We start from the raw sequence: 24393 nt of genomic DNA on the forward strand, positions 1-24393 counted from the left end.
CTTCGAATCGGTCTCTGGTTTGCCAAAGCCGCAAATCATTGCGCCAAGCTCCGCATTTGAAGGTTTTTGGGCAGCGCGAACTCGCCTGCCGGGGCATGCGGATAGGGTTGCTCCGTCCGGTTGGGCGGGGTGAAGAACAGGGGTGAGTTGACCCCGCGCCAGCGAATGGTCGCGTGGGCCCTCCAAAGAGGACGGTTTTTCCTTGAACAACAATCGCAGCAATCGTCGCCGCGGACGCGGCAATCGCAATCAGGGCGGGGGCGGCCAGCAGCTCAACCGTATCGACAGCCGCGCGCGCGGCAACGCCCCGCAGCTGCTCGAAAAGTACAAGAAGCTCGCTCAGGACGCCCAGCACAATGGCGACCGGGTGCAGGCCGAATACTACCTCCAGTTCGCCGACCACTATTTCCGCGTGATTGCCGATAACAAGGCGCGGCAGGACGAAGCGCGCGGTCGCCGGCCCGACGAACGTGGCCAGCAACAGGACGATTACGATTACGAGGACAATGGCGACGACCGCCGCCGTTCGCGCCAATCGCGCGACTATCGCGACGATCAGGGCCGCGACGATCAGAACGACGGCATGAACGAAGGCGAGCATGGCTTCGAAGGCGAAGCGATCGAAGGCAGCGACGACGAAGGCGATTACCAGCCGCGCCGCCGCAATGCCGGTTCGAACAAAAAACCGCGCCGCAAGGAGCGCGCGCCGCGCGATGAGGGCGGCTCGGGCGAATTCGATGCTGCAGTTCTTCCTCCTTCGATCTCCGCCAGCAGCGATGACGAAAGCGCGGAAAGCAAGCCGCGCCGCCGCCGCCGCACCAAGGATGACGATGGCGACGCACTGCGCGCCGTAGGCTGATCGCAAACGCAATTCCCGGGATCGGGCAGGGGCACGTAAAGAGCATGACCTCGCGGCTCGATCGGATCTGGCAAGCGATGGCGGCGCGGCCGCTCCTCGCTTCCGCGCTGCTTGGCGCAATCTCCGCTTGCGGCTTTCCCCCGCTTCGCCTCTGGCCGGTCGGCCTCGCGGCGCTTGCGCTGTTCATCACCTTGCTGCGAAAGGCGAACTGCTGGAAGCACGCCACATTGATGGGCTGGCTGTTCGGCCTTGCGCACCTGACCGTCGCCAACAACTGGATCGCGACTGCCTTTACCTACCAGGCGGAAATGCCGCAGTTCCTCGGCTGGCTGGCGGTGCCGCTGCTGTGCCTTTACCTCGCGGTCTATCCCGCGCTCGCCGCCATCACCGCAAACCGGCTTGGCCGAAATGCCGGGACTTTTACCTTCTCCGCGATTTTCGCGGCGGCGTGGATAATCACCGAATGGCTGCGCAGCTGGGTCTTTACCGGCTATCCGTGGCCACCGCTGGGCCTGATGCTGCTGGGCGATTTCGACAGCCCGGGCATCCCATTGCTGCTGCCCTGGCTCGGCACCTATGCGCTTTCGGGGCTGGCGATCCTGATCGCGGCCGGCTTCGCGGCGCTGGTGCAGCAGGGGCGCCGCATTGGCCAGCTGGTGCTGGCATTGCTCGTCATCGGGGCGATGACATTTCCCTTCGGCAGCCTGACGCAGGCAGAAGGCTCGATCCGCTATGCGCTGGTCCAACCGCTCATTCCGCAGGCCGAGCGGGAGGATCCGGGCAAGTTCGAGGATCAGTTCATCCGCATCGCGCAGCTGACCATGCCTGGTAGTGACAGCGAGCGGCTGGTGCTGTGGCCTGAAGCGGCGATCCCCGACTATCTCGAGAACGGCTATCCGCAGCGCTATTACAGCGCACGCACCACCGGGGCCGATCCCGACTTCGCGCGGCAGCGCATTGGCGTGCTCATCGGGCAGCAATCGATGTTGCTCACCGGCCTCGTCCATCTCGATATCGGCCAGCTTGAAGGGCGTACCACGGCAGTCAGCGCGCGCAATTCGGTGAGCGCGATCGACGGGCGCGGCGAGATCGTGGGCGATTATGCCAAGGCGCATCTGGTGCCCTATGGCGAATATCTGCCGATGCGCGAGATCCTCGAGCCTATCGGGCTTTCGCGGCTGGTGGCCGGATCGATCGACTATCTGCCCGGGCCCGGGCCACGCACGTTCAATCTCGGGCGTTTCGGCATGGCCGGAATCCAAATCTGCTATGAAATCGTCTTCTCGGGCCAAGTGGTCGATCGCTCAAACCGGCCGGACTATATCTTCAATCCATCGAACGACGGCTGGTTCGGTAGCTGGGGACCGCCGCAGCATGTGGCGCAGGCGCGGCTGCGAGCAATCGAGGAAGGCCTGCCGGTGCTGCGCTCGACCACTACCGGGATCAGCGCGGTGATCGACGCCAATGGCGTGGTGCGCCAGCATGTGCCGACCGGAGTGACCGGGCGGCTCGACGGCTTGATCCCGCCCGCCAAAGCGCCGACACTGTTCGCACGGCTGGGCAATTGGTTGCCGCTTGGCTGGGCGCTGCTGATTCTCGCTGCATCGCTGGTTGCCATGCGCCGCCGCCGGGTCTAGGGAGCGTTTTCACACATAAAGAACTCTTTATATCGAGGCATCATGCGCAGCGAATTCCTGTTCACTTCCGAAAGTGTCTCCGAAGGGCACCCCGACAAGGTTTCCGACCAGATTTCAGACGCTATCGTCGACCTGTTCCTGTCGAAAGACCCCGAAGCGCGCGTTGCCTGCGAAACCCTGACCACCACCCAGCTGGTCGTGCTGGCAGGCGAAATCCGCTGCAAGGGCGTGTATGAGAACGGCGAATGGGCACCCGGTGCGCTCGAGGAAATCGAAGCGACGGTGCGCCGCACGGTGAAGGAAATCGGCTACGAGCAGTCGGGCTTCCATTGGAAAACGCTGGTCTTCCAGAACCACTTGCACGGCCAGTCGGCGCATATTGCGCAGGGCGTCGATGCCAGCGGCAACAAGGATGAAGGCGCGGGCGACCAGGGCATCATGTTCGGCTATGCCAGCGACGAGACGCCTGACCTGATGCCCGCGACGCTCGACTACAGCCACAAGATTCTCGAGCGCTTGGCGGCCGATCGCAAGAGTGGAGTTGCGCCTTTCCTCGAGCCTGATGCGAAGAGCCAGGTGACGCTGCGCTATCACAACGAGCGCCCTGCTGAAGCTGCCGCGATCGTGGTTTCGACCCAGCATGCGCCGGGGTATTTCTTCCATGGCGGCGAAGGAGACGAAGCGAAATACGCCGAGCTGCGCGAGTATGTGAAGGGCGTGATCGCCGATGTTCTCCCGGCCGAACTGCTGACCGAGAACACCGTCTATCACATCAACCCGACTGGCCGTTTCGAGATCGGCGGGCCCGATGGCGACGCAGGCATGACGGGCCGCAAGATCATCGTCGACACCTATGGCGGTGCCGCGCCGCATGGCGGCGGCGCCTTCAGCGGCAAGGACCCGACCAAGGTCGATCGCTCGGCTGCCTACATCACCCGCTATCTCGCCAAGAACATCGTGTCGGCGGGACTTGCCCGGCGCTGCACGATCCAGCTTTCCTACGCGATCGGCGTGGCGGAGCCGCTGTCGATCTATGTCGACCTGCACGGCACCGGCAAAGGCGTGTGCGAGGCGCAGCTGGAAAAAATCCTGCCCGAACTGGTGCGCCTGAACCCGCGCGGCATCCGCACGCATTTGGGCCTCAACAAGCCGATCTATCGCCGGACCGCGGCCTATGGCCATTTCGGCCGCACGCCCGAAGGCGATTTCTTCCCGTGGGAACGCACCGATCTGGTCGATGCGCTGAATGCGGCGGTAGGCTGATGATCCCCGCGGCCTAGCCGCGGGCAGGATCATCCTCGCCCAGCATCGGCGAAGGACGGTCGAGCGCCAGTTCGGCTTCGGAGAATGTGAACGGGCTGCGCACGCCGGGCAGCTCGCCCAGTTCCACCTGCATCCCGCGCGCCACCACCTGAGGGTCGGCGAATACCTGGTCGATCGCGTGGATCGGCCCGGCGGGTATGCCGTGCTCGTGGCACTGCTCGAGCAGTTGCGCGCGGTCGTGCTTGGCGGTTTCCGCAGCGATCATCGCGTCGAGCTCGGCGCGGTTGGCGATCCGCGCTTCATTGGTCGCGAAACGGGGTTCACCCAGCAAATCGTCGCGGCCCAGCACCTTGAGCAGCTTGCGGAAGAGCCCGTCATTGGCGGGCGCCAGGATCACCGGATCGTCCCGCGTCGGGAACACGCCATAGGCGCTCACTTGCGCGTGCTCATTGCCCATGCGCGGCGGGTTGGTGCCAGTGGTGAGGTAATGCAGCGCCTGGCTCGCCAGCAGCCCGACCGAGCAATCGAGCAGAGCCATGTCGACATGCTGGCCGCGTCCGGTGCGCTCGCGCATCGCCAGCGCGGCCTGGATGCCGATCACGCCATATAGCCCGCAGGTGAGGTCCGAGATGGAGATGCCCATCTTCATCGGCTGGCCTGCGGGTTCGCCGGTCAGCGCCATGAAGCCGCTCATGCCCTGGATCACGAAGTCGTACCCCGCTTCGTGCGCGCGCGGCCCGGTCTGGCCGAAGCCGGTGATCGAGCAATAGACCAGTCGCGGGTTGGAGGCCGAGAGCGAAGCGTAGTCGAGATCGAACTTGGCGAGCGAGCCGGTCTTGAAGTTCTCCAGCACGACGTCGGCACCCGAAATCATCGCCTTCACGCGCGCCAGGTTACCCGCATCGCCGAAATCCGCGACGATCGAGCGCTTGCCGCGATTGGTGGCGTGGTAATAGGCTGCCTCGCGCCGCACTTCGCCATCTGGTCCTTCGCGTTCGACCCACGGCGGGCCCCATTTGCGCGTACCGTCGCCATCGGGGCTTTCGACCTTGATCACGTCCGCACCGAGGTCGGCCAGGATCTGCCCCGCCCACGGCCCTGCGAGCACGCGCGCCAACTCGACCACCTTGAGGCCGGCGAGCGGAGCGTTCGGGTTGCGCGGTTTATCTAGCCACATCGTCGAGCCTAAAGCGCCACCTCGTAATGTGCCGTCGTCTTGGCGGCGATTTCCTCCGCGGTCACGGCGGGCGCCAGTTCGATCAGGCGGAACGGGCTGGCGTGGTCCTTGCGCTGGAACACGGCGAGGTCGGTGATGATCATGTCGACCACGTTCTTGCCGGTCAGCGGCAGGGTGCAGGTGGGGATGAACTTGGGGCTGCCGTCCTTGGCGGTATGTTCCATCACCACGATGATTTTCTTGACGCCCGCGACGAGGTCCATCGCGCCGCCCATGCCCTTTATCATCTTGCCCGGGATCATCCAGTTGGCAATGTCGCCATTCTCGGCCACCTCCATCGCGCCCAGCACGGTCAGGTCGATATGACCGCCGCGGATCATCGCAAAGCTCTGTGCGCTGTCGAAATAAGCGCTGTGCGGCAGCTCGCTGATGGTCTGCTTCCCGGCATTGATAAGGTCCGGGTCGACCTCGTCGTCATACGGAAAGGGGCCGATCCCCAGCATGCCGTTCTCGCTCTGCAGCGTCACATGCATCCCTGCGGGAATGTGGTTGGCGACCAGCGTGGGGATGCCGATGCCGAGGTTGACGTAATAGCCGTCTTCCAGTTCCTGCGCCGCACGTGCGGCCATCTGGTTGCGATCCCACCCCGTGTTTTCCTGGGCCATCAGACGGTCTCCCTTTCACGGGTGGTGCGGAATTCAATCTTCTTGTCGTAGGGCGCGCCCACGATCATCCGGTTCACATAGACGCCGGGAAGGTGAATGCAGTCGGGATCGAGGCTGCCTGCGGGCACCACTTCCTCGACCTCGACTACGCACACCTTGCCGCAAGTGGCGGCAGGCACGTTGAAATTGCGCGCGGTCTTGCGGAACATCACATTGCCGGTTTCGTCGGCCTTCCATGCCTTGACGATCGAGAGGTCGGCGAAGATTCCGTGCTCGAGGATATAGGTTTCCATCGCTCCGTCGCGATTGGGAAAGTCCTTGTGCTCCTTGCCCTCGGCGACCTGAGTGCCGACGCCGGTCTTGGTGTAGAAGCCCGGGATGCCCGCGCCGCCGGCGCGCATACGCTCGGCCAGCGTGCCCTGCGGGCAGAATTCGACTTTGAGCTCGCCCGAAAGGAATTGCCGTTCGAACTCCTTGTTCTCGCCGACATAGGACGAGATCATCTTCTTCACCTGCCGCGTACGCAGCAGCTTGCCGATGCCTTCATTGTCGATCCCGGCATTGTTGCTGGCGAAAGTGAGGCCCTTCACGCCACTGTCGCGGATCGTGTCGAGTAGCCGTTCGGGAATGCCGCACAGGCCGAAACCTCCGCTGGCGATAAGCATGTCGTCGCGAAGCACTCCTTCGAGCGCGGCGGCGGCATCCGGATAGAGTTTCTGCATCGGATCCTCAGGTCTGGCTGGGCTGGAGGGTGGCCCGTGGGCGCGCATAGCGTCTCGTCGGAGGGCTGTCATCCGCTGTCTTGGGAGAAACCGCTGCGCAGGCCGCTCGTCGACTGAGGCTTCGGCTTGGTCGGAGGCCGCTTGCATGCGAGGCTTCTGTCAGCGATCCTGTTTGCCTGTTCGGGGAAAGAGGAGGGGGAATATGATCAGGATTATGTTTGGCTCCGCATTGGCGGCGCTTGCGCTGGCGCAGGCTGCGCCGGCCTGGGCCGATGAAGTGGACGACGCACTTGCCGCGAAAAGCCGCAGCGGGTCCGATCGCGCGCTCGACGAAGGCCGCCATCCCGCCGATGTATTGCGCTTTGTCGGGGTAGCGCCGGGTGACACGGTGGCCGATTTCATGGCGGGCGGCGGCTATTACTCGGCGCTTCTGGCCGATCTGGCCGGCAAGAAGGGTGCGGTCTACGCGATCAATCCCACGCGATTCTACAATGCCGAGGAATGGGCGCAACGGGTCGCCGCGCATGGCAATATCCGCACCATGGCGGTCGATCCGCGCGCCATGTTGCTGGCGCCGGGCAGCGTCGACATGATCTTCACTCACCTCAATTTCCATGACCTTTATTGGGAGTCAGAGAGGTTCGGCTTTCCGCGGCTCGACGTCGACGGGGTGCTCGCCAACTGGTTCGCCGCAGTGAAGCCCGGCGGCCATGTGATCGTGATCGACCATGTCGGCCCGGCGGGCGATCCGCGCGAAGTCACCGAGGCCGTGCATCGCATAGCGCCCGAGAATGTGGTGGCCGCGATGACGCAAGTGGGGTTTGTGCTTGAAGCGCAAAGTGATGTGTTGCGGCGCAGCAATGACGACCTGTCGAAGAATGTGTTCGACGAGTCGGTGCGCGGAAAGACTGACAGGTTTATGATGAAATTTCAGAAACCTGTTCCATGAAAACCGGCATATAGTTGCGTTTCTTGCAACTATCCATGACCTTTTCGCACTTGCACAAAAATCGGGTTTTCCGCATATCGAACAGGCCTTTTAGGCATCCTCTCCCAAAGACTTTCCGGCCCGGCCTCTTGGTCGGGCCTTTTTCTTTGCCTGCGGCCAGGACACCGCAATCGCGATCCCCGTTTGAACATTGGCCTCCGGCTCCCTAGCTTGGGTTTGTCCAGGTAATCGGGAGTTCCCCATGGCCGATGCGCCAGCCAGCAGCAAAAAGACGGAACCCAAAACAGTCCGGCTCCAAGTCGCCGCAGCGCGGCAGGAGGAATCGGGCCAGGGTATTGCGCGCATTCCGCGTTCGGCCTTCCAGGCGCTGGGCATCACCGAAGGCGATGTGATCGAAGTCACCGGCAAGCGCAGCACGCCTGCGATCGCCATGGCAGCTTATAGTGAAGACGAAGCGCTCGATGTTGTGCGGCTCGACGGGCTGCAGCGCGGCAATGCCGAGGTTGGGTCGGGCGAGCATGTCACCATCGCGGTAGCGCAATCGCGCCCGGCGACGCGCGTGGTGTTCGCTCCGGCGCAGCGCGAAATGCGGCTGCAGGGGCCGGGCCAGGCGCTCAAGCGCAACTTCTTCCGCCGCCCGCTGGTGGCGGGCGACCTCGTCGCGACCACCGGCCAGCAACCGGTTCAGAACATGCCGCCCGATGTGCGCCAGCTTCTGCGCGCGCCCGCCTATGCGCTGACCCAGATTCGCCTTTCGGTTGTCTCGACCGCGCCCAAGGGAATCGTCCATATCGACGAGGATACCGAAGTCGAGCTGCGCGCCGAGTTCGAGGAGCCGCGCGATGCGCGCGCGGTGGTCAATTACGACGATGTCGGTGGCATGGGCGACACGATCCGCCAGCTGCGCGAAATGGTCGAGCTGCCGCTGCGCTATCCCGAACTGTTCACCCGGCTGGGGGTCGATCCGCCCAAGGGCGTATTGCTGCATGGCCCCCCGGGCACCGGCAAGACACGGCTGGCGCAGGCGGTCGCCAATGAAAGCGAAGCCGAATTCTTCACCATCAACGGTCCGGAAATCATGGGCTCGGGCTATGGCGAGAGCGAAAAGCGGCTGCGCGAAGTGTTCGAGGAGGCTGCGCGCGCCGCGCCTTCGATCATCTTTATCGACGAGATCGATTCGATCGCACCCAAACGCACGCAGGTTCCGGGCGAAGCGGAAAAACGGCTGGTCGCACAGCTGCTGACGCTGATGGACGGACTCGAAGCGCGTTCGAACCTGGTCGTCATCGCCGCCACCAACCGGCCCGACGCGATCGACGAGGCGCTGCGGCGCCCCGGTCGCTTCGACCGCGAGATCGTGCTCGGCGTGCCCGACGAAAGCGGGCGGCGCGAAATCCTCGCGATCCACACCCGCGGCATGCCGCTCGGTGAAAAGGTGGACCTGCAGGAGCTCGCGCGCACCACGCATGGCTTTGTGGGTGCGGATCTTGCCGCCTTGGCGCGCGAAGCGGCGATCGAGGCGGTGCGACGGATCATGCCCAAGCTCGATCTGGACGAACGAACCATCCCGCCAGAAGTGCTCGAGGACCTGCGGGTCGAACGCGACGATTTCCTCGCGGCGCTCAAGCGCATCCAGCCTTCGGCGATGCGCGAAGTCATGGTGCAGATCCCCAATGTCAGCTGGAGCGACATCGGCGGGGTCGCCGATGCCGTCGACAAGCTCAAGGAAGGGATCGAACTGCCGCTGAAGAACCGCGCGGCGTTTGACCGGCTCGGGATCCGCCCTGCCAAGGGTTTCCTGCTCTATGGACCGCCGGGCACCGGCAAGACGCTGCTGGCGAAGGCGGTGGCGAAGGAAGCCGAAGCCAACTTCATTTCGATGAAGAGTTCGGACCTGCTCAGCAAATGGTATGGCGAAAGCGAGCAGCAGATCGCGCGCATGTTCCAGCGAGCGCGGTCAGTCGCGCCTTGCGTGATCTTCATCGACGAGATCGACAGCCTGGTGCCCGCGCGCGGCAGCGGGCAGGGCGAGCCGCAAGTGACCGGCCGCGTGGTCAACACGATCCTGGCTGAAATGGACGGGCTGGAAGAGCTGCAATCGGTGGTGGTGATCGGCGCGACCAATCGCCCGGCGCTGGTCGATCCGGCCTTGCTCCGGCCCGGTCGTTTCGACGAGCTGGTCTATGTCGGCACGCCCGACAAGGGCGGGCGCGAGCACATCCTGCAGATCCACACCAAGGACATGCCGCTGGCGAGCGACGTGGACCTTGCTGCGATCGCGGCGAAGACCGACCGCTTCACCGGTGCCGACCTGGAAGATGTGGTGCGCCGCGCCGGGCTGAATGCGATGCGTCGAATGGGTAGTGAAGTCGAGCAGGTCGCGGCGCAGGATTTCGACGAAGCACTCGAGGATTCGCGCGCCACCGTGACCGAAGCGATGGAAGAAGAGTACAAGAATATGCGCGGCGAGTTGAAGAAGCGCGCGGCCGAGGTCCGCCCGATCGGCTTCATCCATGAAGGCATGGTCGAGCCGAGCCGCGGGCGAAAGCACGGCACCTCGCCGGAAGAAAGCGGGATCGAATAGGCGGAACGGTTCCGCCCGGCTGCGTCAGGCTTTTGGACCGTCCGGCTCGCCCGCCTTGGTATGGCCGCCCGGCAATTCCAGCCGGTGGCGGATCAGCGCTTCGGGCTGGTTCTCGCGCAGCCATTTAAGCATGTGCTCGCGCAGGTCGCAGCGCAGCTGGAACAGCTCGCCGATGGTCTTCGCGCTCACCGACATGCGCAGTTCCACGCTCTCGGGATAGGCTTCGGTCATCACCAGCGCCATGTTGCGTTTGTCAAACAGATCGTGCTCCTGCACGTAGCGTTCGAATTCCGCACGGATCGGGCCGACATCTGCGATCGGATCTAGGTGCAGCATCACCGGCCCGGTCAGGGCTTCGCTCTTGCGCGACCAGTTCTCGAAGCCATCATCCAGAAACCGGCTGGTTGGCACGATAAGAACGCGTTCGTCCCAGGTGCGCACGGTTACGAAGCTCATCTTGATTTCCTCGACCCGCCCCGCCTGGCCGTCCACCTTCACAAGATCGCCGATCCGCAAGGGTTCGGTTACCGCCATCTGTAGCCCGGCGATCAGCGACTTGAGCGCAGGCTGGGCGGCGGCGCCCACGGCCAGTGCGGCAAGGCCCGCCGATGCGAGCAGGGTTGTGCCGATGTCACGCACGCCGGGAATGCCCATCAGCATCAGGCCGACAGTGATGAAGATGATCGCGAAGGTAGCCGTGCGGGAAAGGATAGCGATGCGCGTTCTTCGACTGCGCATCGCGACAGGATCATCGGAAATCTCGAGCCGGTATTCGAGGGCCGCGGTGAACGCCTTGACCAGCGTGTAGGCGATCCAGCCGAGCAGCGCCGGGCGGACGAAGCGTGCGATCGGTTCCCAAACGCCCTGGAGGTGAGGGTCCGATTGCGCCACCACGGTAACGCCGATGGCAATGAATGACCATTTGACCGGACGGCGGACGCGCTCGACCACCATCTCGTCGACATGGGTTTCGGAAAGAGAAGTAAGGCGCCGAACGACCGCGAAGACTGCCCGATAAAGCAGATAAGCGACGGTTACGGCGACGGAGACGAGCAGCGCTCCCTCGCCGATGGCGATCCAGTCGATTTCCCAATTTAATGGATTGTATCTGTCCAGCATCACACCAGACCTATGCCGAAATGCCCGGCGTTGCAAAGCCTGCGCAAAATCAATGCGCTGCGTCCCAGCTGGTTCCGGTGCCGATATCGACTCCCAGTGGCACCGAGAGTTCGACCGCCGGGCGGGCCGCTTCGGCCATCACCCGCTCGATCATCGGCGAGGCTTTGCTGACGTCGCCTTCGGGCAGTTCGAACACCAGTTCGTCATGCACTTGCAGCAGCATGCGCACATGGCCCAGGCCCGCCTCGTTCAGCGCGGGCATCATCCGCGCCATCGCGCGCTTGATGATATCCGCGCTGGTGCCCTGGATTGGCGCGTTGATCGCGGCTCGCTCGCTGCCCTGCCGTTCGGCCTGGTTCTTCGAATTGATCCGCGGGAACCACGTCTTGCGGCCGAACAGCGTTTCCGAATAGCCGCGCTCGCGCACGGACTCGAGCGTCTCGTGGATATAGCGTTGGATGCCGGGGAAGCGCTGGAAATAGGTGTCGATCATCGCCTGCGCTTCGTCCGGCTCGACTTCGAGCCGCGCCGCGAGCCCCCAGCGCGAAATGCCGTAAAGGATCGCGAAGTTGATCGTTTTCGCGCGCGCGCGCGTGTCGCGCGTCACTTCGCCGAACATCTCCTGCGCAGTGCGGGCGTGGATGTCCTCGCCATTGGCGAACGCTTCCTTCAGCGTGGGCACGTCGGCCATATGCGCCGCGAGCCGCAGTTCGATTTGCGAATAGTCGGCGGCGAGCAGCAAATTGCCCGCTTCCGGCACGAAAGCCTCGCGGATCTGGCGCCCGATCGGCGTGCGAACCGGGATGTTCTGCAGGTTCGGGTCGGTCGAGGACAGCCGCCCGGTCTGCGCGCCGACCAGGCTGTAGCTTGTGTGGACCCGCCCGGTTGCAGGATTGATCTGTTCCTGCAAGGCGTCGGTATAGGTCGATTTGAGCTTCGCCAGATGGCGCCATTCGAGCACTTTGCGCGCGATCTCCGCGCCTTGCGCGGCTAGCCCTTCGAGCACGCTCTGGTCGGTTGAATACTGGCCGCTCTTGCCCTTCTTGCCACCCTTGTAGCCGAGCTTGTCGAACAGGATGTCGCCCAGCTGCTTGGGGCTGCCGACCGTGAATTCCTCGCCCGCCAGAGCGTGGATTTCCTTTTCGAGCCGCCCCGTTTCGCTGGCGAACTCCTCCGATAGCCTCGCCAGCTGCGCGCGATCGACCTTGATCCCATGGCGCTCCATCTGCGCGACGACCGGAATCAACGGGCGATCGACCCGCTCATAGATACGCGTGCCGCCCTCGACCGACAGGCGCGGCTTGAGGTGCTGATGAAGGCGCCAGGTGACGTCGGCATCCTCCGCCGCATATTCGGTCGCCTTGTCCAGCGGCACTTCGCCAAAGGGAATCTGCTTCTTGCCCGTGCCGCACACATCCTTGAAGGCGAGCGGCGTGTGGCCGAGGTGGCGTTCAGACAGCTCGTCCATGCCGTGCCCGCCGCCGATCCCGTCATGCGAGCGCCCGGCATCGAGCGTGAAGCTGAGGATCATCGTGTCGTCGACCGGGGCCACCGCGATGCCTTGCCGCGCCAGCACGTTGATGTCGTATTTGATGTTCTGCCCGATCTTGAGCACTGCGTCGCTTTCTAGCAGCGGCTTGAGCGCGGCGATCGCATCCGCCAGCGGCACCTGCTGCGGCTTTTCGGCGAACATGTCGCTGCCGCCGTGGGCAAGAGGGATGTAGCACGCATCGTTGGGGCCCAGCGCCAGGCTCACCCCGACGATGTCCGCCGCGACCGAATCGAGCGACGAGGTTTCGGTGTCGACCGCCACTTGCCGCGCGGCAAAGGCGCGCTCGACCCAGTGTTCGAGCCGTTCGATGGTCTGCACCGTTTCATAGGCGTTTCGGTCGATTGGCGGCATCTCGGGCAGCGGCTGGCGGTTGCCCTCGGGCGCGCCCTTATCCGACTGGGCCTGCTGCTTGGGCGGGTTGAGGTCTGTCGCGCGCGAAGGGCTGCCATGTCCGCCGTCGAGCCGGCGCAGCAGCGAAGTGAAACCGTGCTTGCCGAGGAAAGCGGCGAGCGGTGCTGCCGGCACGCCGTCGAGCTTGAAGTCGTCGAGTGGCTCCGGCAGCTCGCAATCCTCTTTCAGCGTGACCAGCACCTTGCTCAGCTCGGCATCAAAGCGACCTTCGGTCAACCGGTCCTTGAGCTTGGATGGCTTCATCTCGGGCGCGGCATCGAGCGCGGCGGTGAGCGATCCGTGTTCGGCGATCAGCTTCGAAGCAGTCTTGGGGCCGATCCCGAAAATGCCCGGTACATTGTCGACCGAATCGCCCATCAGCGCCAGCACGTCGCCGACCAGCTCAGGCCCGACGCCGAACTTCTCTTTCACCTCCTCGCGGAAGATGCGCTGGTTCTTCATCGTGTCGAGCATGTCGATGCGCGCGCCATTTTGCTCGCCAACCAGCTGCATCAGATCCTTGTCGGACGAGACGATCGTGACGTTCCAGCCGCGGGCCTGCGCAGCGCGGGCATACGACGCGATCAGATCGTCGGCTTCGTATCCCGCCATCTCGATACAGGGCAGGCTGAAGGCGCGAGTGGCGTCGCGGATCAGCGGGAATTGCGGCACGAGGTCTTCGGGCGCGGGCGGGCGGTTGGCCTTGTACTGGTCGTAGATCTCGTTGCGGAAGCTCTTCGAATCCTTGTCGAGGATCACCGCAAGGTGAGTCGGCCCTTCCGCCTTCTCGAGATCCTCCGCCAGCTTCCACAGCATGGTGGTGTAGCCATAGACGGCACCGACCGGCGTTCCCTCGGGATCGGTCAGCGGCGGCAGCCGGTGATAGGCCCGGAAGATGTAGGAAGAACCGTCGACGAGATAGAGATGCTGCTGCTCGGCCATGCCGCCTTGCTAGCAGCGCGGGGCCACGCTGGTAAGCTGCTTTGGGGCAGCTATGCGCAGGGTTTGCACCGAGGGCAGCGCGCGGGCAGGGCATATCCCGCTCGGGACGAAATGAGGCAGGAAAATGGCAAGGATCACGCAAATTCGCTTGCGTGGTCACAAAATGGCCATTATTTACGCCCTCGAAGCGATCCTCCGGGTTCGCTTTGTGTGAGATCCTGCTTTGGGGGTCGCGCAGAAACACTCGCTGATCAAGGAATTGAACCTATGCGTAAGATCGTTCTTGCTGCCGCTGTTGCCGTTTCGGCTCTTGGCCTCGCTGCTTGCTCGGAAACCGCTGACGAAGCTGGCGAAACCGCTGACGCAATGGCTGCTGACGCTGAAGCCAATGCTGACGCCGCTGTTGAAGCGACCGAAGAAGCTGCTGACGCGACCGCTGAAGCTGCCGCTGAAGCTACCGACACTGCTGAAGCTGCTGCTGAAGAAGCACCGGCTGAGTAATTCGGCAGAATCGATTTTTCGATTTGCGAAGGGCGGTGCCGCAAGGCGCCGCCCTTTTCGTTTGTCTGCAGGACATCCGGCGGTTCGATCCGCCGCGATGGATCAGCCGCCGGTGTGCTCGGCGCTGGTCCAATTGGGCTGGCGTCGCTTGGCACGTTCGGCAAAGCCGTCGTAAAGCGCCCGGGCGATCGAGGCGATCCGGTCTTCCCGCGCGGCGCGCGTACCTTGGCCGGTCACGTAAATTGCCACCGCAATCGCTCGGCCATCGGGCCCTTCGATGATGCCGATATCGCTCGACGTGTTGTTGAGCGAGCCCGTCTTGTGGCTGACTTCGACGAATTCGGGCATCAGCGCAGGGATGCGGCGCTTGCCGGTGCGGGTCTTCGACATCGCATCGAGCAGCACGCGGCGGCTTTCCGGCTTCAGGAACTTGCCCTGGTATAATCCGGCGAGGAATTCGAGCATGGCGCGCGGCGTGGCCGCATCGCGCTTGTCGATATGCGAAGCGGGATTGAATTCGCCATCGTCGCGCACCAGCGTGGCGATGTCGCGATTGATGCTGAATTCCTTGAAGCCGTGGCGACGCATCCAGTCGTTCACCTTGGCTGGTCCACCAACGGCCGCCAGCAACGCGTCGGTTGCAGGATTGCTCGAGCGCGAGATCATGATCTCGATCAGTTGGCTTGCAGGCATGTATTCACCTGCGCGCACCGGAGCGACGGGCGAGGAGAAGCGCGCCGATGCGACCGGGAGCAGCAGCGGGAATTCGCTTGTGAGCGAGTATTTGCCCTGCTCGACCATTTCGAGAAAAGTTGCGGCGACCGCGACCTTGCTGGTCGAAGCCATCGGGAACAACTGGTCGTCGAGCACGCCGATCCGTTCACCGGTGGTCAGGTCGATAGCGGCGACGCCGATGCGGCCGCGGCTGCCATCGGCCAGTTGCGCGATGCGGCGCTCAAACGAGGTTTCATAGACGGCTTCGAAAGTCTGCGGCGCGCGCAGCTCAGTGCCGAGCGCGCGGTCGAAAGCAGCTTCAAAGTCCTGAGTTTGCGCCAGCGCAGCGGATGCGCCGCCAAATCCTAGCACCAGGGCCAACAATGCTGTGACTGGCCGTTTCATACCCCAACCCTACCCGTTCGTGGTTTGCGCAGGGTTAACGGGTAGCGATTTTTCGCCGCAAGCCCGAAAATGCCTTGCTGCGATGAAAAGTTCCATGCTTGCGCTAGAATCAACATGTTGGGCCCGATGATTCGGCGTGCGAGGGGCATGGTTTCCCTTCGCTCAGCCGTGTCGTTCGTCGAAGAATTCGGCGCTTTGATAGCTCAGCGGGCGATCCGGCTTGACCTCGATTGTGTCCATGGCAGGACTACGCCCGTTCAATCTTTGCAAATGAGGCTTTGCATGACTTCGAAAATTTCGCTCTCCGCATTCCGCGGGATCGCACTCGCGACCGCCAGCCTGCTGGCGAGCACTTCGGCCACAATCGCCACCGCTCAGGGCGCGCCGATCGTGAAGCCCGGCGCACCTGGCAAGCCGACTCGGGTGCTGACCGCTGAGGAAGCGACCAGGCTCGCTGCAACGTCTTACGCTCCGGGCGACGTCAGCTTCATGCAGGGCATGATCGTGCACCACCAGCAGGCGGTCGACATGGCTGCACTGGTTAAGGGGCGTACCAACAATCCTGACGTTGTCGCTGTCGCCGGGCGGATCAACGCCGGCCAGGCTGACGAGATGAAGTTCATGCGCGAATGGCTCGAAGCGCGGGGCGAGCCGCTGGAGATGGCCGGAATGGGCCACGCGCACCACAGCATGATGGGAATGGCGAGTCCGGCGCAGATGGCCGAACTTGCCGCTGCCAGCAGCACAGCCTTCGACCGGCTGTTCCTGCAGCTGATGATCGCGCACCACCGCGGCGCGCTCGACATGGTGAGCGATCTTCACCGAACGCCGGGCACTGCCTACGACCCGGTGATGTTCCAGTTCACCAATGATGTCGTGAGCGACCAGCGCGCTGAGATCGAGCGGATGAACAAGCTTCTGGCCGGGCTTTCAAGCGATCCGCGCGCCACGCTGGCGGCGGGTTTCCGCGACGCAGGCGAAGCGATCAGCAATTTGCGCCATCTCGCCGCGCTGCCCAAGCCGGCCGGATTCTTCGATCCGGCCAACCCTGCTGGGCTGCAGCCGCTCAAGCCCAAGAAGGAAGCGGCGAAGGTAGACGCCGCCGATCCGCATGCCGGCCATGCCATGCCTGCCAAGGCAGAAGCCGCCAAGGGCGCGCCGCCGCCCGATCCGCGCGACGAGGAGAAGGAAGAGGAAAAGCCGCAGTTCGGCGAACGCGGTTCGCTGCTCGATTTCGCTAATACCGACATGGCCTTCTCCGGCGACCTGCTGGTGGCGGGCAATTACCACGGCTTCAACGCTTACCGGCTGGGCGCAGACGGCATGCCGCAGCTGGTCAGCTCGATCGTTTGCCCCGGAGGGCAGGGTGACGTCTCGATCGTCGGCGATCTGTTGATCATGAGCGTCGAGGAACAGCGCGGGCGGATCGATTGCGGGCTCGAAGGCACCGACGGCAAGGTCGATAGCGAGCGTTTCCGCGGCGTACGCATTTTCGACATTTCGGACATCACCCGTCCGCGCCAGGTGGGCCAGGTCCAGACCTGCCGTGGCAGCCATACCCATTCGGTCGTCAGTGCCGACAGCAACCGGATCGTGATCTACAATTCGGGCACCTCTTACGTGCGCGGGGCGGAGGAACTGGCAGGTTGCTTCAGCAATGCGGGCGACGAAACCGCGCTGTTCAGCATCGATGTGATCGAGATCCCGGTCGCCAATCCGGCGGCCGCGCGCATCGTCGACCGTCCGCGCGTTTTCGCCAAGGACGGCCAGATTGCAGGGCTATGGCGCGGCGGCGACCATGGCGAAGGCACGCAGGACACTAGCGATACGAACCAGTGCCACGACATCACAGTATTCCCGGCGAAGAACCTTGCCGCAGGCGCATGCTCGGGCAACGGCATCATTCTCGACATCAGCGATCCGCTCAAGCCGAAGCGGATTGACGACGTGACCGACAAGGGTTTTGCCTATTGGCACTCCGCCACCTTCAACAATGATGGCACCAAGGTGCTGTTTACCGACGAGTGGGGTGGGGGCGGGCGACCGCGCTGCCAGGCCGGGGATCCGATGAACTGGGGGGCCAATGCCTTTTACGCGATCGAGGACGGCAAGCTGGTTCATCATGGCAGCTACAAACTGCCCGCGCCGCAGAGCGACAAGGAAAACTGCGTTGCGCACAATGGCTCGATCATCCCGGTGCCCGGGCGCGATATCTTCGTCCAGGCATGGTACCAGGGCGGGATCAGCGTGATCGACTTCACCGATCCGGACAATATCCACGAGATCGCCTATTTTGACCGCGGGCCGGTCGACAAGGACCAGATGGTCGTGGGCGGATACTGGTCTGCCTATTGGTACAAGGGCCGGATTTACGGCACGGAGATTACGCGCGGCATCGATATCTTCGCGCTTGAGCCGAGCGAATTCCTATCGGCCGAGGAAATCGCGGCGGCGGAAGCGGCGATCTATCCGGGCGACATCTTCAACCCGCAAGCGCAGACGCAGGTGATCTGGCCGAAGGAAGCGCTCGACCGGCTGGAGGCAAGCCGCAAGGGCGGTTGACGAAGGTGCGTTTGGCCGCCTTTGAACCGGCGGCCTGGTCTTCGCTTTGACCGGCAAGGAAAAGGCCCGGCGGATCGCTCCGCCGGGCCTCTTTGTGCCTGTTTGGCCGGGAAGGGCTCAGAAGCCCATGCCCCCCATTCCGCCCATGCCGCCCATGTCGGGCATCGCCGGGGCAGATGACTTGTCTTCCGGAGCATCGGTGATCGCTGCTTCGGTGGTTATCAGCAGGCCGGCAACCGAAGCTGCGTCCTGCAGCGCGGTGCGAACGACCTTGGTCGGGTCGATCACGCCGGCTTCCACGAGGTTTTCGTAGGTGTCGGTCGCAGCGTTGAAGCCCTGCGTTTCGTCGCCTTCGCGCAGCAAATTGCCCGATACGACAGCACCATCATGGCCGGCGTTTTCCGCGATCTGGCGCACAGGCGCCATGATCGCCTTGCGCACGATGTCCACACCGCGGGTCTGGTCGTCATTGGCGCCCTTGAGGCCTTCCAGCACCTTAGTGGCATAAAGCAGAGCGGTGCCGCCGCCCGGAACGATGCCTTCTTCGACCGCCGCACGGGTCGCATGCAGCGCGTCGTCGACGCGATCCTTGCGTTCCTTAACTTCGACTTCCGAAGCGCCGCCGACCTTGATCACGGCTACGCCGCCGGCGAGCTTCGCCAGACGCTCCTGCAGCTTTTCACGGTCATAGTCGCTGGTGGTGGTTTCGATCTGCGCGCGGATCTGTTCGACCCGGGCCTTGATGTCTTCCGCTGCACCGGCACCATCGACGATGGTGGTGTTGTCCTTATCGATGCTGACGCGCTTGGCTTCGCCGAGCATGCCCACGGTCACGCTTTCGAGCTTGATGCCGAGGTCTTCGCTGACCATCTCGCCCTTGGTGAGGATCGCGATGTCCTGCAGCATGGCCTTGCGGCGATCGCCGAAGCCCGGTGCCTTGACCGCTGCAACCTTCAGGCCGCCGCGCAGCTTGTTCACCACGAGGGTCGCCAGCGCTTCGCCTTCGATGTCTTCAGCGATGATCAGCAGCGGGCGGCCGCTCTGCACCACGGCTTCGAGGATCGGCAGCATCGGCTGCAGGTTCGACAGCTTCTTTTCGTGGATCAGGATGTAGGGGTTGTCGAGCTCGACCGTCATCTTCTCGGGGTTGGTGATGAAGTACGGGCTCAGGTAACCGCGGTCAAACTGCATGCCTTCGACGACGTCGAGTTCGAACTCGAGGCCCTTGGCTTCCTCGACGGTGATGACGCCTTCCTTGCCGACCTTTTCCATGGCTTCGGCGATCTTCTCGCCGACTTCACGGTCGCCATTGGCCGAGATGATGCCGACTTGGGCAATCTCGTTCGAGCCGGCCACTTCCTTCGAACGGCCCTTGAGGTTCTCGACCACCTTGTCGACCGCGAGGTCGATACCGCGCTTGAGATCCATCGGGTTCATGCCGGCCGCAACCGACTTCATGCCTTCGCGCACGATCGCCTGACCCAGCACGGTGGCGGTGGTGGTGCCGTCACCGGCGAGATCGTTGGTCTTCGAAGCGACTTCGCGCAGCATCTGCGCGCCCATGTTTTCGAACTTGTCTTTGAGTTCGATTTCCTTGGCGACGGTAACGCCGTCCTTGGTGATGCGCGGTGCGCCGAAGCTCTTGTCGATCACGACGTTGCGGCCCTTGGGCCCCAGCGTGACCTTCACCGCGTTGGCGAGCGTATCGACGCCCTTCAGGATGCGTTCGCGCGCGTCGCGGCCGAACTTTACGTCCTTGGCAGCCATTGGTGTTTCTCCTGGATTAGAATTGTTGGAACGGAAGCGTTGCGTTCAGGCGATCAGGAAATGATCCCCATGATGTCGCTTTCCTTCATGATCAGCAGCTCTTCGCCGTCGATCTTGACTTCGGTGCCCGACCACTTGCCGAACAGGATGCGATCGCCGGCCTTGACGTCGAGCGGGATACGCTCGCCATCGTCGTCGCGATTGCCTTCGCCGACGGCGATGACTTCGCCTTCGCTCGGCTTTTCCTTGGCGCTGTCAGGGATGATGATGCCACCGGCCGTCTTTTCTTCGGCTTCGATGCGACGGACCAGAACGCGGTCGTGCAGCGGACGAAATGCCATGTGGATGACCTTTCTTGCTTGAGTGAATATCTGGCTTGGCACTCTCCCCTCGAGAGTGCCAGCGCGGCGCATTTGGGGATGGTTGGCCGGCGAGTCAATACGCGCGGGCGCAAAAATTTTGCACCCGGTTGCAGCGGTCGGGCAGGTCAGGCGGTGCGGATGGTCAGGTCCAGCTGCTCGCGCCGCGACCAGCGGCGAGTCAGCAGCCCGGCGGAGAAGACCAGGCCTGTCGCGAGCCCGATCCACACCCCGGTCCCTTCGAGCGGGGTATAGAAGCCGAGCCATATGGCGACGCCATAGCCGGGCACCCAATAGCTGAAGATCGCGATGAGCATCGGTACGCGCGTATCCTGCACACCGCGCAGCGCGCCGGCCGCCACCGCCTGCACCCCGTCGAACAGCTGGAACGCGGCGGCCACCACCATGTAGCTAACGGCAAAGCCGACCATCGCGGCGTTGGCGGGGTCGAGCGGGTCGACATAGATGCGCAGCAGCAGTTCGGGCGCAAGGATCATCAGCGCGGCGGTGAAGCACATGAAGCCGCCGCCCATTACGATCCCGACCCAGCCTGCGCGGCCGATCGCTTCACGGTCGCCCGCGCCGAAATGGTAGCCGACGCGGATCGTCGCGGCCTGGCCGATGCCGAAAGGTACCTGGAAGGCGAGCGCTGCCACTTGCAGCGCGACGGTATGCCCAGCCAGTTCGGATGCGCCGATGCGGCCCATCAGCAGCGCCGCGCCGCTGAACAGCCCAGCCTCCGCGATGATGATGACCATAACCGGCGAGCCGAGCTTCAGCAGCAGGCGTAGCCTTTCCCATTCGGGGCGCCACCAATTGCCCAGCACGTGATAGCGCCGCAGCCGCCGGTCCGCGGCGATCGCCACAAGGTAGCTTGCAAGGATGGAAAGCGATGTCACGACGCTGGCAAGCGCCGAGCCTTCGAGGCCCAATGCGGGCGCGCCGAGATTGCCGAACACGAAGGTGTAGTTGGCCAGCACACTGGTGCCCAAGGCCAGCCCTGTGATCGCGGTAGCGAAGACCGGCCGGCCCAGCGCCGAAACGAAATTGCGCAGCACGTTCGCCATGATCATCGGCACCATCGCCCACATGATGATGCGCAGGAAATCGCCTGCCCGCGAAGAAAGATGCGCGTCTTGCCCGGCCGCCAGCATCAGCGCTTCGCCATGCCAGCAGATTGCCATGCCGACGATGCCCGAAGCGAGTGCGAGCCACAGCCCCATCCGCACCGAGCGGCGCACTTCGCGCACGGCATGGCGGCGGCGGCCAAGCTCTTCCGCGATCAGCGCGGCGACAATGCCGGTGAGGCCCGAGAAAGCCCACATCAGCAGGCCGAACAGCGCGATGCCCAGCGCCGAAGCGGCAAGTTCCACTTCGCCCAGCCGCGCCACGAAGATCACGTCGACCGCATGGACCAGCATCTGCAGCAGATTGGCGAGCGCCAGCGGCCAAGCGAGCCGGAAGGTCGCGGCAATTTCGCCGCGCCAGCCTTCGCTGCGCAGGGGCAGGGGCTTCAAGGCATGTCCGTCATGCATCGTTCGGGTCGCTGCCCGAATCCGGCGGACAGCCGGATCGGATAGGCGCGTCGCAGGGGCGGGGAAAGCGCCTTGTTGGCTTTGCCGCAGCAAGCGCGCGTGGCTGCGGTTTCCGTGCCACACATGCAAGAAGGGCGGCGCCTTGCGGCACCGCCCTTCCGTGAATTCAGCTAGAGCTGAACGAAGCTTACTTCAGCTCGACGGTGCCGCCGGCTGCTTCGATCTTGCCCTTGATGTCTTCGGCTTCAGCCTTGTTCACGCCTTCCTTGAGCGCCTTCGGAGCGCTTTCGACCAGCGCCTTGGCTTCGGTCAGGCCCAGGCCGGTGATGGCGCGGACTTCCTTGATCACCTGGATCTTCTTGCCGCCGTCACCGGTCAGGATGACGTCGAATTCGGTCTTCTCTTCAGCAGCTGCGCCAGCATCGCCACCGCCAGCAGCGGGGCCAGCAACGGCGACGGCAGCAGCGGCGCTAACGCCCCACTCTTCTTCCAGCGCCTTGGCAAGTTCGGCCGCCTCGAGGACGGTCAGCTTCGACAGTTCTTCAACAAGCTTGGCAATATCGGCCATGATGTTTCACTCCAAAAATTCGGCTGGGGCGTCGGTCCATTCCTCGGCCCCGGAAAAAATCGCTGTGTGCGATGAACCTTATGCCGCTTCCTTGGCGCCATAGGCACCAAAGACACGGGCCAGCTTGGCAGCCGGGGCATTGACGACCTGAGCGACCTTGGTCGCCGGGGCGTTGATGAGACCCACGATCTTGCCACGCAGTTCGTCGAGGCTGGGCATCGAGGCGAGCGCCTTGACCCCTGCTTCGTCGAGCACCTGCGTACCCATCGATCCACCGACGATTTCCAGCTTGTCGTTCGACTTTGCGAAATCGACAGCAGCCTTGGCGGCTGCGACCGGGTCGGTCGACCAGGCCAGCGCGGTCGGGCCGTTGAGGAAATCCTCGAGCCCGACGTAGTCGGTGTCCTTCAGGGCGAGCTTGGCGAGACGGTTCTTCGCAACCTTGTAGGACGCACCGGCTTCACGCATCTTCGAGCGCAGTTCGGTGGACTGAGCCACCGTCAGGCCGAGGTTGCGGGTGACAACCACCACGCCGACCTCGTTGAAGACCGCATTGAGCTGGGCGACCGCATCGGCTTTCTGCGAACGATCCATGCCATACTCCTTCACTATGACCGCATCGAATGGCTCCGCTGCGGCCGGCTACGTTTGTCCATGCCGCCGAAGCGACACGGGCGAGTCCGTGACAAGGGAAGGAGGATGCCGCACAGGCATCGGACAGGCCGCCATGGAGGAGGCCGGAAAATCTCGTTTCCCCGTCTAGGCTGGAAATTAAGACCGGCAGATTCCGGTCACCAACTGTCTCGGACGGACGACCGGCGGAATCGAAGAGACCCGCCAATCGGTGGCGGGCCTCTACGGGTTTTCCGGCTGCTGTCAAGGAAAAGGCGTTATTTCGCCTCATAACCAAGCAGGTCGCCCGGCTGGCATTCGAGCTCGCGGCAAATCGCTTCGAGCGTCGAGAAACGGATCGCCTTGGCTTTGCCGGTCTTGAGGATCGACAGATTGGCCAGGGTGAGGCCGACGCGATCGGCCAGCTCGGTCAGGGTCATGCGCCGCGCGTGCAGCAGGTCGTCCAGTTTGACCACGATGTTTGCTCCTTCTTCGGCTGGCATCACACGGTCCCTTCCAGCTCTTCGCGCATTTCGGCGCCTTTGCGGAAGACACGGGCGAGGATGAACAGGATCAACACGAGCAGGATGCCGGAGCCGTCGATCCCGACGTCGCCCCTGAGGTGCAACCCTTCCATACCGAGACCCTTGGCGTCCTTGGTCACATCGGCGATCCACAGGATCATCCCGCCAAGCGGAATGGCTGCCAACTGGCCCACCAGCGCGACCCAGCCCATGTGCGAGAGCCTTTCCGCATTGATTGCGACGAAGGGGTCGCCCTGCTTCACGCTGTCGACGATGCGCAGCAGCAGGATCAGGAAATAGGCGGCGAGAGCGAGGAAAGCGGCGGTGGCCACGAGCAATACAAGGATTGCCCCGACCAGTTCAGGCCCGGCGGTAACGCCATGCGCTGCAGCCTCGGCGACGATACGGTCCTGAAAGATGACCGCAGCTGGAATGCCGATGCCGACCATCACGACGGCGAAGCAAAGCACGCCGATGAAGAAATAGAGCAGCAACTGCGCTGCGGTCAGCAGCGGGTCGCGTTTGTGAGTGTCCATGTTCCGGTGCTCCCAGTTATTCTGCGATCAGGCCAGTTCCGGAGCGGTGACCACGGCGGCCTGGGCAGGCGGCACGTTGATCAGCGGAGTCCAGCTGGCGATCACGATGAGGACGGCTGCAACCGCAGCGGCGAGATTTTCCAAGGGGGTAGTCATTTATCGATCTCCTTGATCGGCGATATCGATAGTCAATAATCCGGGTCGGGTTTATTGTCAATCAATAATATTGAAAAACGATATTTCGCTTATCGTTTGGCGAGAAACGGCTCAAACCGCGAGTGGATCGGGGTGCTCTCGCCGGGCCGCGAAGGGCGCATGCGGTTTGACAAAGCGCAGTCGGCTCCCTATTTCGCCACTCCCAGCCCGCTTCGAGCAAGGCCGATTCATGCGCGGGAATCGACCAAGGAATGGAAGCGGCAGGTTCCATATTCGCGACGTTTGATGTGCTGCA

General features: G+C 63.4%; 21 protein-coding genes. 7 read left to right on the plus strand and 14 right to left on the minus strand.

All coding sequences use genetic code 11. From position 1 onward, the window contains the following. Positions 1–202 precede the first annotated feature (202 nt). Genes VRS74_RS03355 through metK form a run of 3 tightly spaced genes read left to right on the plus strand, consistent with a single transcriptional unit; the run spans position 203 to position 3759 of the window. The gene (locus VRS74_RS03355; RefSeq protein WP_354143828.1) at positions 203–859 is read left to right on the plus strand and encodes a DUF4167 domain-containing protein; all 657 of its coding nucleotides are present in this window, start codon (positions 203–205) and stop codon (positions 857–859) included. 44 nt (positions 860–903) lie between these two features. Beyond that, positions 904–2496 carry an apolipoprotein N-acyltransferase gene (gene lnt / locus VRS74_RS03360; protein WP_354143829.1) on the plus strand — a complete coding sequence of 531 codons (1593 nt, stop codon included), beginning with the start codon at positions 904–906 and terminating at the stop codon, positions 2494–2496. Between the two features lie 42 nt (positions 2497–2538). After that, the gene (gene metK, locus VRS74_RS03365) at positions 2539–3759 is read left to right on the plus strand and encodes a methionine adenosyltransferase (protein ID WP_354143830.1); all 1221 of its coding nucleotides are present in this window, start codon (positions 2539–2541) and stop codon (positions 3757–3759) included. A gap of 13 nt (positions 3760–3772) precedes the next feature. Here the strand turns inward: metK and VRS74_RS03370 are convergent, their stop codons facing one another. The 3 genes from VRS74_RS03370 to VRS74_RS03380 are packed head-to-tail and all read right to left on the minus strand — an operon-like array spanning position 3773 to position 6323. Further along, positions 3773–4936 carry a CaiB/BaiF CoA transferase family protein gene (locus VRS74_RS03370; protein WP_354143831.1) on the minus strand — a complete coding sequence of 388 codons (1164 nt, stop codon included), beginning with the start codon at positions 4934–4936 and terminating at the stop codon, positions 3773–3775. An 8-nt stretch (positions 4937–4944) separates the two neighbouring features. Beyond that, positions 4945–5601 (minus strand): CoA transferase subunit B, encoded by a 657-nt coding sequence (locus VRS74_RS03375; RefSeq protein ID WP_354143832.1) that lies wholly within the window; start codon positions 5599–5601, stop codon positions 4945–4947. After that, complete coding sequence (locus VRS74_RS03380) at positions 5601–6323, minus strand: CoA transferase subunit A (protein ID WP_354143833.1); 723 nt, start codon at positions 6321–6323, stop codon at positions 5601–5603. Before VRS74_RS03380 ends, VRS74_RS03375 begins: the two co-directional genes overlap by 1 nt. Positions 6324–6525: 202 nt before the next feature. Between VRS74_RS03380 and VRS74_RS03385 the strand changes: the two genes are divergently transcribed. Both VRS74_RS03385 and VRS74_RS03390 read left to right on the plus strand, forming a co-directional pair. Next, complete coding sequence (locus VRS74_RS03385; RefSeq protein WP_354143834.1) at positions 6526–7272, plus strand: class I SAM-dependent methyltransferase; 747 nt, start codon at positions 6526–6528, stop codon at positions 7270–7272. A gap of 241 nt (positions 7273–7513) precedes the next feature. Continuing rightward, the gene (locus tag VRS74_RS03390; RefSeq protein ID WP_354143835.1) at positions 7514–9856 is read left to right on the plus strand and encodes a CDC48 family AAA ATPase; all 2343 of its coding nucleotides are present in this window, start codon (positions 7514–7516) and stop codon (positions 9854–9856) included. A gap of 24 nt (positions 9857–9880) precedes the next feature. Here VRS74_RS03390 and VRS74_RS03395 read toward each other — a convergent pair whose 3' ends face one another. Next, the gene (locus VRS74_RS03395) at positions 9881–10975 is read right to left on the minus strand and encodes a mechanosensitive ion channel family protein (RefSeq protein ID WP_354143836.1); all 1095 of its coding nucleotides are present in this window, start codon (positions 10973–10975) and stop codon (positions 9881–9883) included. 49 nt (positions 10976–11024) lie between these two features. Next, positions 11025–13859 carry a DNA polymerase I gene (polA, locus tag VRS74_RS03400; protein WP_354143837.1) on the minus strand — a complete coding sequence of 945 codons (2835 nt, stop codon included), beginning with the start codon at positions 13857–13859 and terminating at the stop codon, positions 11025–11027. Between the two features lie 267 nt (positions 13860–14126). Between polA and VRS74_RS03405 the strand changes: the two genes are divergently transcribed. Further along, positions 14127–14360 carry a hypothetical protein gene (locus tag VRS74_RS03405; protein WP_354143838.1) on the plus strand — a complete coding sequence of 78 codons (234 nt, stop codon included), beginning with the start codon at positions 14127–14129 and terminating at the stop codon, positions 14358–14360. A gap of 102 nt (positions 14361–14462) precedes the next feature. Here the strand turns inward: VRS74_RS03405 and VRS74_RS03410 are convergent, their stop codons facing one another. Then, positions 14463–15479 (minus strand): serine hydrolase, encoded by a 1017-nt coding sequence (locus VRS74_RS03410; RefSeq protein WP_354143839.1) that lies wholly within the window; start codon positions 15477–15479, stop codon positions 14463–14465. A gap of 282 nt (positions 15480–15761) precedes the next feature. On the opposite strand from VRS74_RS03410, the gene VRS74_RS03415 reads away from it, so the two are divergent. Further along, positions 15762–18041, plus strand: coding sequence for a DUF305 domain-containing protein (locus VRS74_RS03415; RefSeq protein ID WP_354143840.1), 2280 nt, complete (start codon positions 15762–15764; stop codon positions 18039–18041). Positions 18042–18158: 117 nt separating this feature from the next. Here VRS74_RS03415 and groL read toward each other — a convergent pair whose 3' ends face one another. From groL to VRS74_RS03455, 8 genes are all read right to left on the minus strand, one after another. Continuing rightward, a complete protein-coding gene (gene groL, locus VRS74_RS03420; RefSeq protein ID WP_354143841.1) occupies positions 18159–19808 on the minus strand; it encodes a chaperonin GroEL in 1650 nt (549 codons plus the stop codon). A 53-nt stretch (positions 19809–19861) separates the two neighbouring features. Then, on the minus strand, positions 19862–20149 hold the full coding sequence (groES, locus tag VRS74_RS03425; RefSeq protein WP_354143842.1) for a co-chaperone GroES: 288 nt from the start codon (positions 20147–20149) through the stop codon (positions 19862–19864). 146 nt (positions 20150–20295) lie between these two features. Next, complete coding sequence (locus VRS74_RS03430; RefSeq protein ID WP_435521364.1) at positions 20296–21702, minus strand: MATE family efflux transporter; 1407 nt, start codon at positions 21700–21702, stop codon at positions 20296–20298. A 187-nt stretch (positions 21703–21889) separates the two neighbouring features. Then, positions 21890–22270: a 50S ribosomal protein L7/L12 gene (gene rplL / locus VRS74_RS03435; protein WP_354143844.1), complete on the minus strand. Its 381-nt coding sequence runs from the start codon at positions 22268–22270 to the stop codon at positions 21890–21892. A 78-nt stretch (positions 22271–22348) separates the two neighbouring features. Then, positions 22349–22864 carry a 50S ribosomal protein L10 gene (rplJ, locus tag VRS74_RS03440; protein ID WP_354143845.1) on the minus strand — a complete coding sequence of 172 codons (516 nt, stop codon included), beginning with the start codon at positions 22862–22864 and terminating at the stop codon, positions 22349–22351. Between the two features lie 296 nt (positions 22865–23160). Beyond that, positions 23161–23385 carry a helix-turn-helix domain-containing protein gene (locus VRS74_RS03445; protein ID WP_354143846.1) on the minus strand — a complete coding sequence of 75 codons (225 nt, stop codon included), beginning with the start codon at positions 23383–23385 and terminating at the stop codon, positions 23161–23163. Further along, the gene (locus tag VRS74_RS03450) at positions 23385–23942 is read right to left on the minus strand and encodes a DUF2975 domain-containing protein (RefSeq protein WP_354143847.1); all 558 of its coding nucleotides are present in this window, start codon (positions 23940–23942) and stop codon (positions 23385–23387) included. Before VRS74_RS03450 ends, VRS74_RS03445 begins: the two co-directional genes overlap by 1 nt. A gap of 27 nt (positions 23943–23969) precedes the next feature. Beyond that, entirely contained in the window at positions 23970–24098 is a 129-nt protein-coding gene (locus tag VRS74_RS03455) for a hypothetical protein (RefSeq protein ID WP_354143848.1), read from the minus strand. Positions 24099–24393 lie beyond the last annotated feature (295 nt).

It is taken from the genome of Altererythrobacter litoralis (assembly GCF_036324225.1).
Classification (GTDB): Bacteria; Pseudomonadota; Alphaproteobacteria; order Sphingomonadales; family Sphingomonadaceae; genus Erythrobacter; species Erythrobacter litoralis_A.

Bases quoted from the DNA above. Each gene is read 5' to 3' on its own strand.
- lnt (WP_354143829.1), top strand. From the start codon at position 904: ATGACCTCGCGGCTCGATCGGATCTGGCAAGCGATGGCGGCGCGGCCG.
- metK (WP_354143830.1), top strand. From the start codon at position 2,539: ATGCGCAGCGAATTCCTGTTCACTTCCGAAAGTGTCTCCGAAGGGCAC.
- VRS74_RS03370 (WP_354143831.1), bottom strand. From the start codon at position 4,936: ATGTGGCTAGATAAACCGCGCAACCCGAACGCTCCGCTCGCCGGCCTC.
- VRS74_RS03375 (WP_354143832.1), bottom strand. From the start codon at position 5,601: ATGGCCCAGGAAAACACGGGGTGGGATCGCAACCAGATGGCCGCACGT.
- VRS74_RS03380 (WP_354143833.1), bottom strand. From the start codon at position 6,323: ATGCAGAAACTCTATCCGGATGCCGCCGCCGCGCTCGAAGGAGTGCTT.
- VRS74_RS03385 (WP_354143834.1), top strand. From the start codon at position 6,526: ATGATCAGGATTATGTTTGGCTCCGCATTGGCGGCGCTTGCGCTGGCG.
- VRS74_RS03390 (WP_354143835.1), top strand. From the start codon at position 7,514: ATGGCCGATGCGCCAGCCAGCAGCAAAAAGACGGAACCCAAAACAGTC.
- VRS74_RS03395 (WP_354143836.1), bottom strand. From the start codon at position 10,975: ATGCTGGACAGATACAATCCATTAAATTGGGAAATCGACTGGATCGCC.
- polA (WP_354143837.1), bottom strand. From the start codon at position 13,859: ATGGCCGAGCAGCAGCATCTCTATCTCGTCGACGGTTCTTCCTACATC.
- VRS74_RS03405 (WP_354143838.1), top strand. From the start codon at position 14,127: ATGCGTAAGATCGTTCTTGCTGCCGCTGTTGCCGTTTCGGCTCTTGGC.
- VRS74_RS03410 (WP_354143839.1), bottom strand. From the start codon at position 15,479: ATGAAACGGCCAGTCACAGCATTGTTGGCCCTGGTGCTAGGATTTGGC.
- VRS74_RS03415 (WP_354143840.1), top strand. From the start codon at position 15,762: ATGACTTCGAAAATTTCGCTCTCCGCATTCCGCGGGATCGCACTCGCG.
- groL (WP_354143841.1), bottom strand. From the start codon at position 19,808: ATGGCTGCCAAGGACGTAAAGTTCGGCCGCGACGCGCGCGAACGCATC.
- groES (WP_354143842.1), bottom strand. From the start codon at position 20,149: ATGGCATTTCGTCCGCTGCACGACCGCGTTCTGGTCCGTCGCATCGAA.
- VRS74_RS03430 (WP_435521364.1), bottom strand. From the start codon at position 21,702: ATGCATGACGGACATGCCTTGAAGCCCCTGCCCCTGCGCAGCGAAGGC.
- rplL (WP_354143844.1), bottom strand. From the start codon at position 22,270: ATGGCCGATATTGCCAAGCTTGTTGAAGAACTGTCGAAGCTGACCGTC.
- rplJ (WP_354143845.1), bottom strand. From the start codon at position 22,864: ATGGATCGTTCGCAGAAAGCCGATGCGGTCGCCCAGCTCAATGCGGTC.
- VRS74_RS03445 (WP_354143846.1), bottom strand. From the start codon at position 23,385: ATGCCAGCCGAAGAAGGAGCAAACATCGTGGTCAAACTGGACGACCTG.
- VRS74_RS03450 (WP_354143847.1), bottom strand. From the start codon at position 23,942: ATGGACACTCACAAACGCGACCCGCTGCTGACCGCAGCGCAGTTGCTG.
- VRS74_RS03455 (WP_354143848.1), bottom strand. From the start codon at position 24,098: ATGACTACCCCCTTGGAAAATCTCGCCGCTGCGGTTGCAGCCGTCCTC.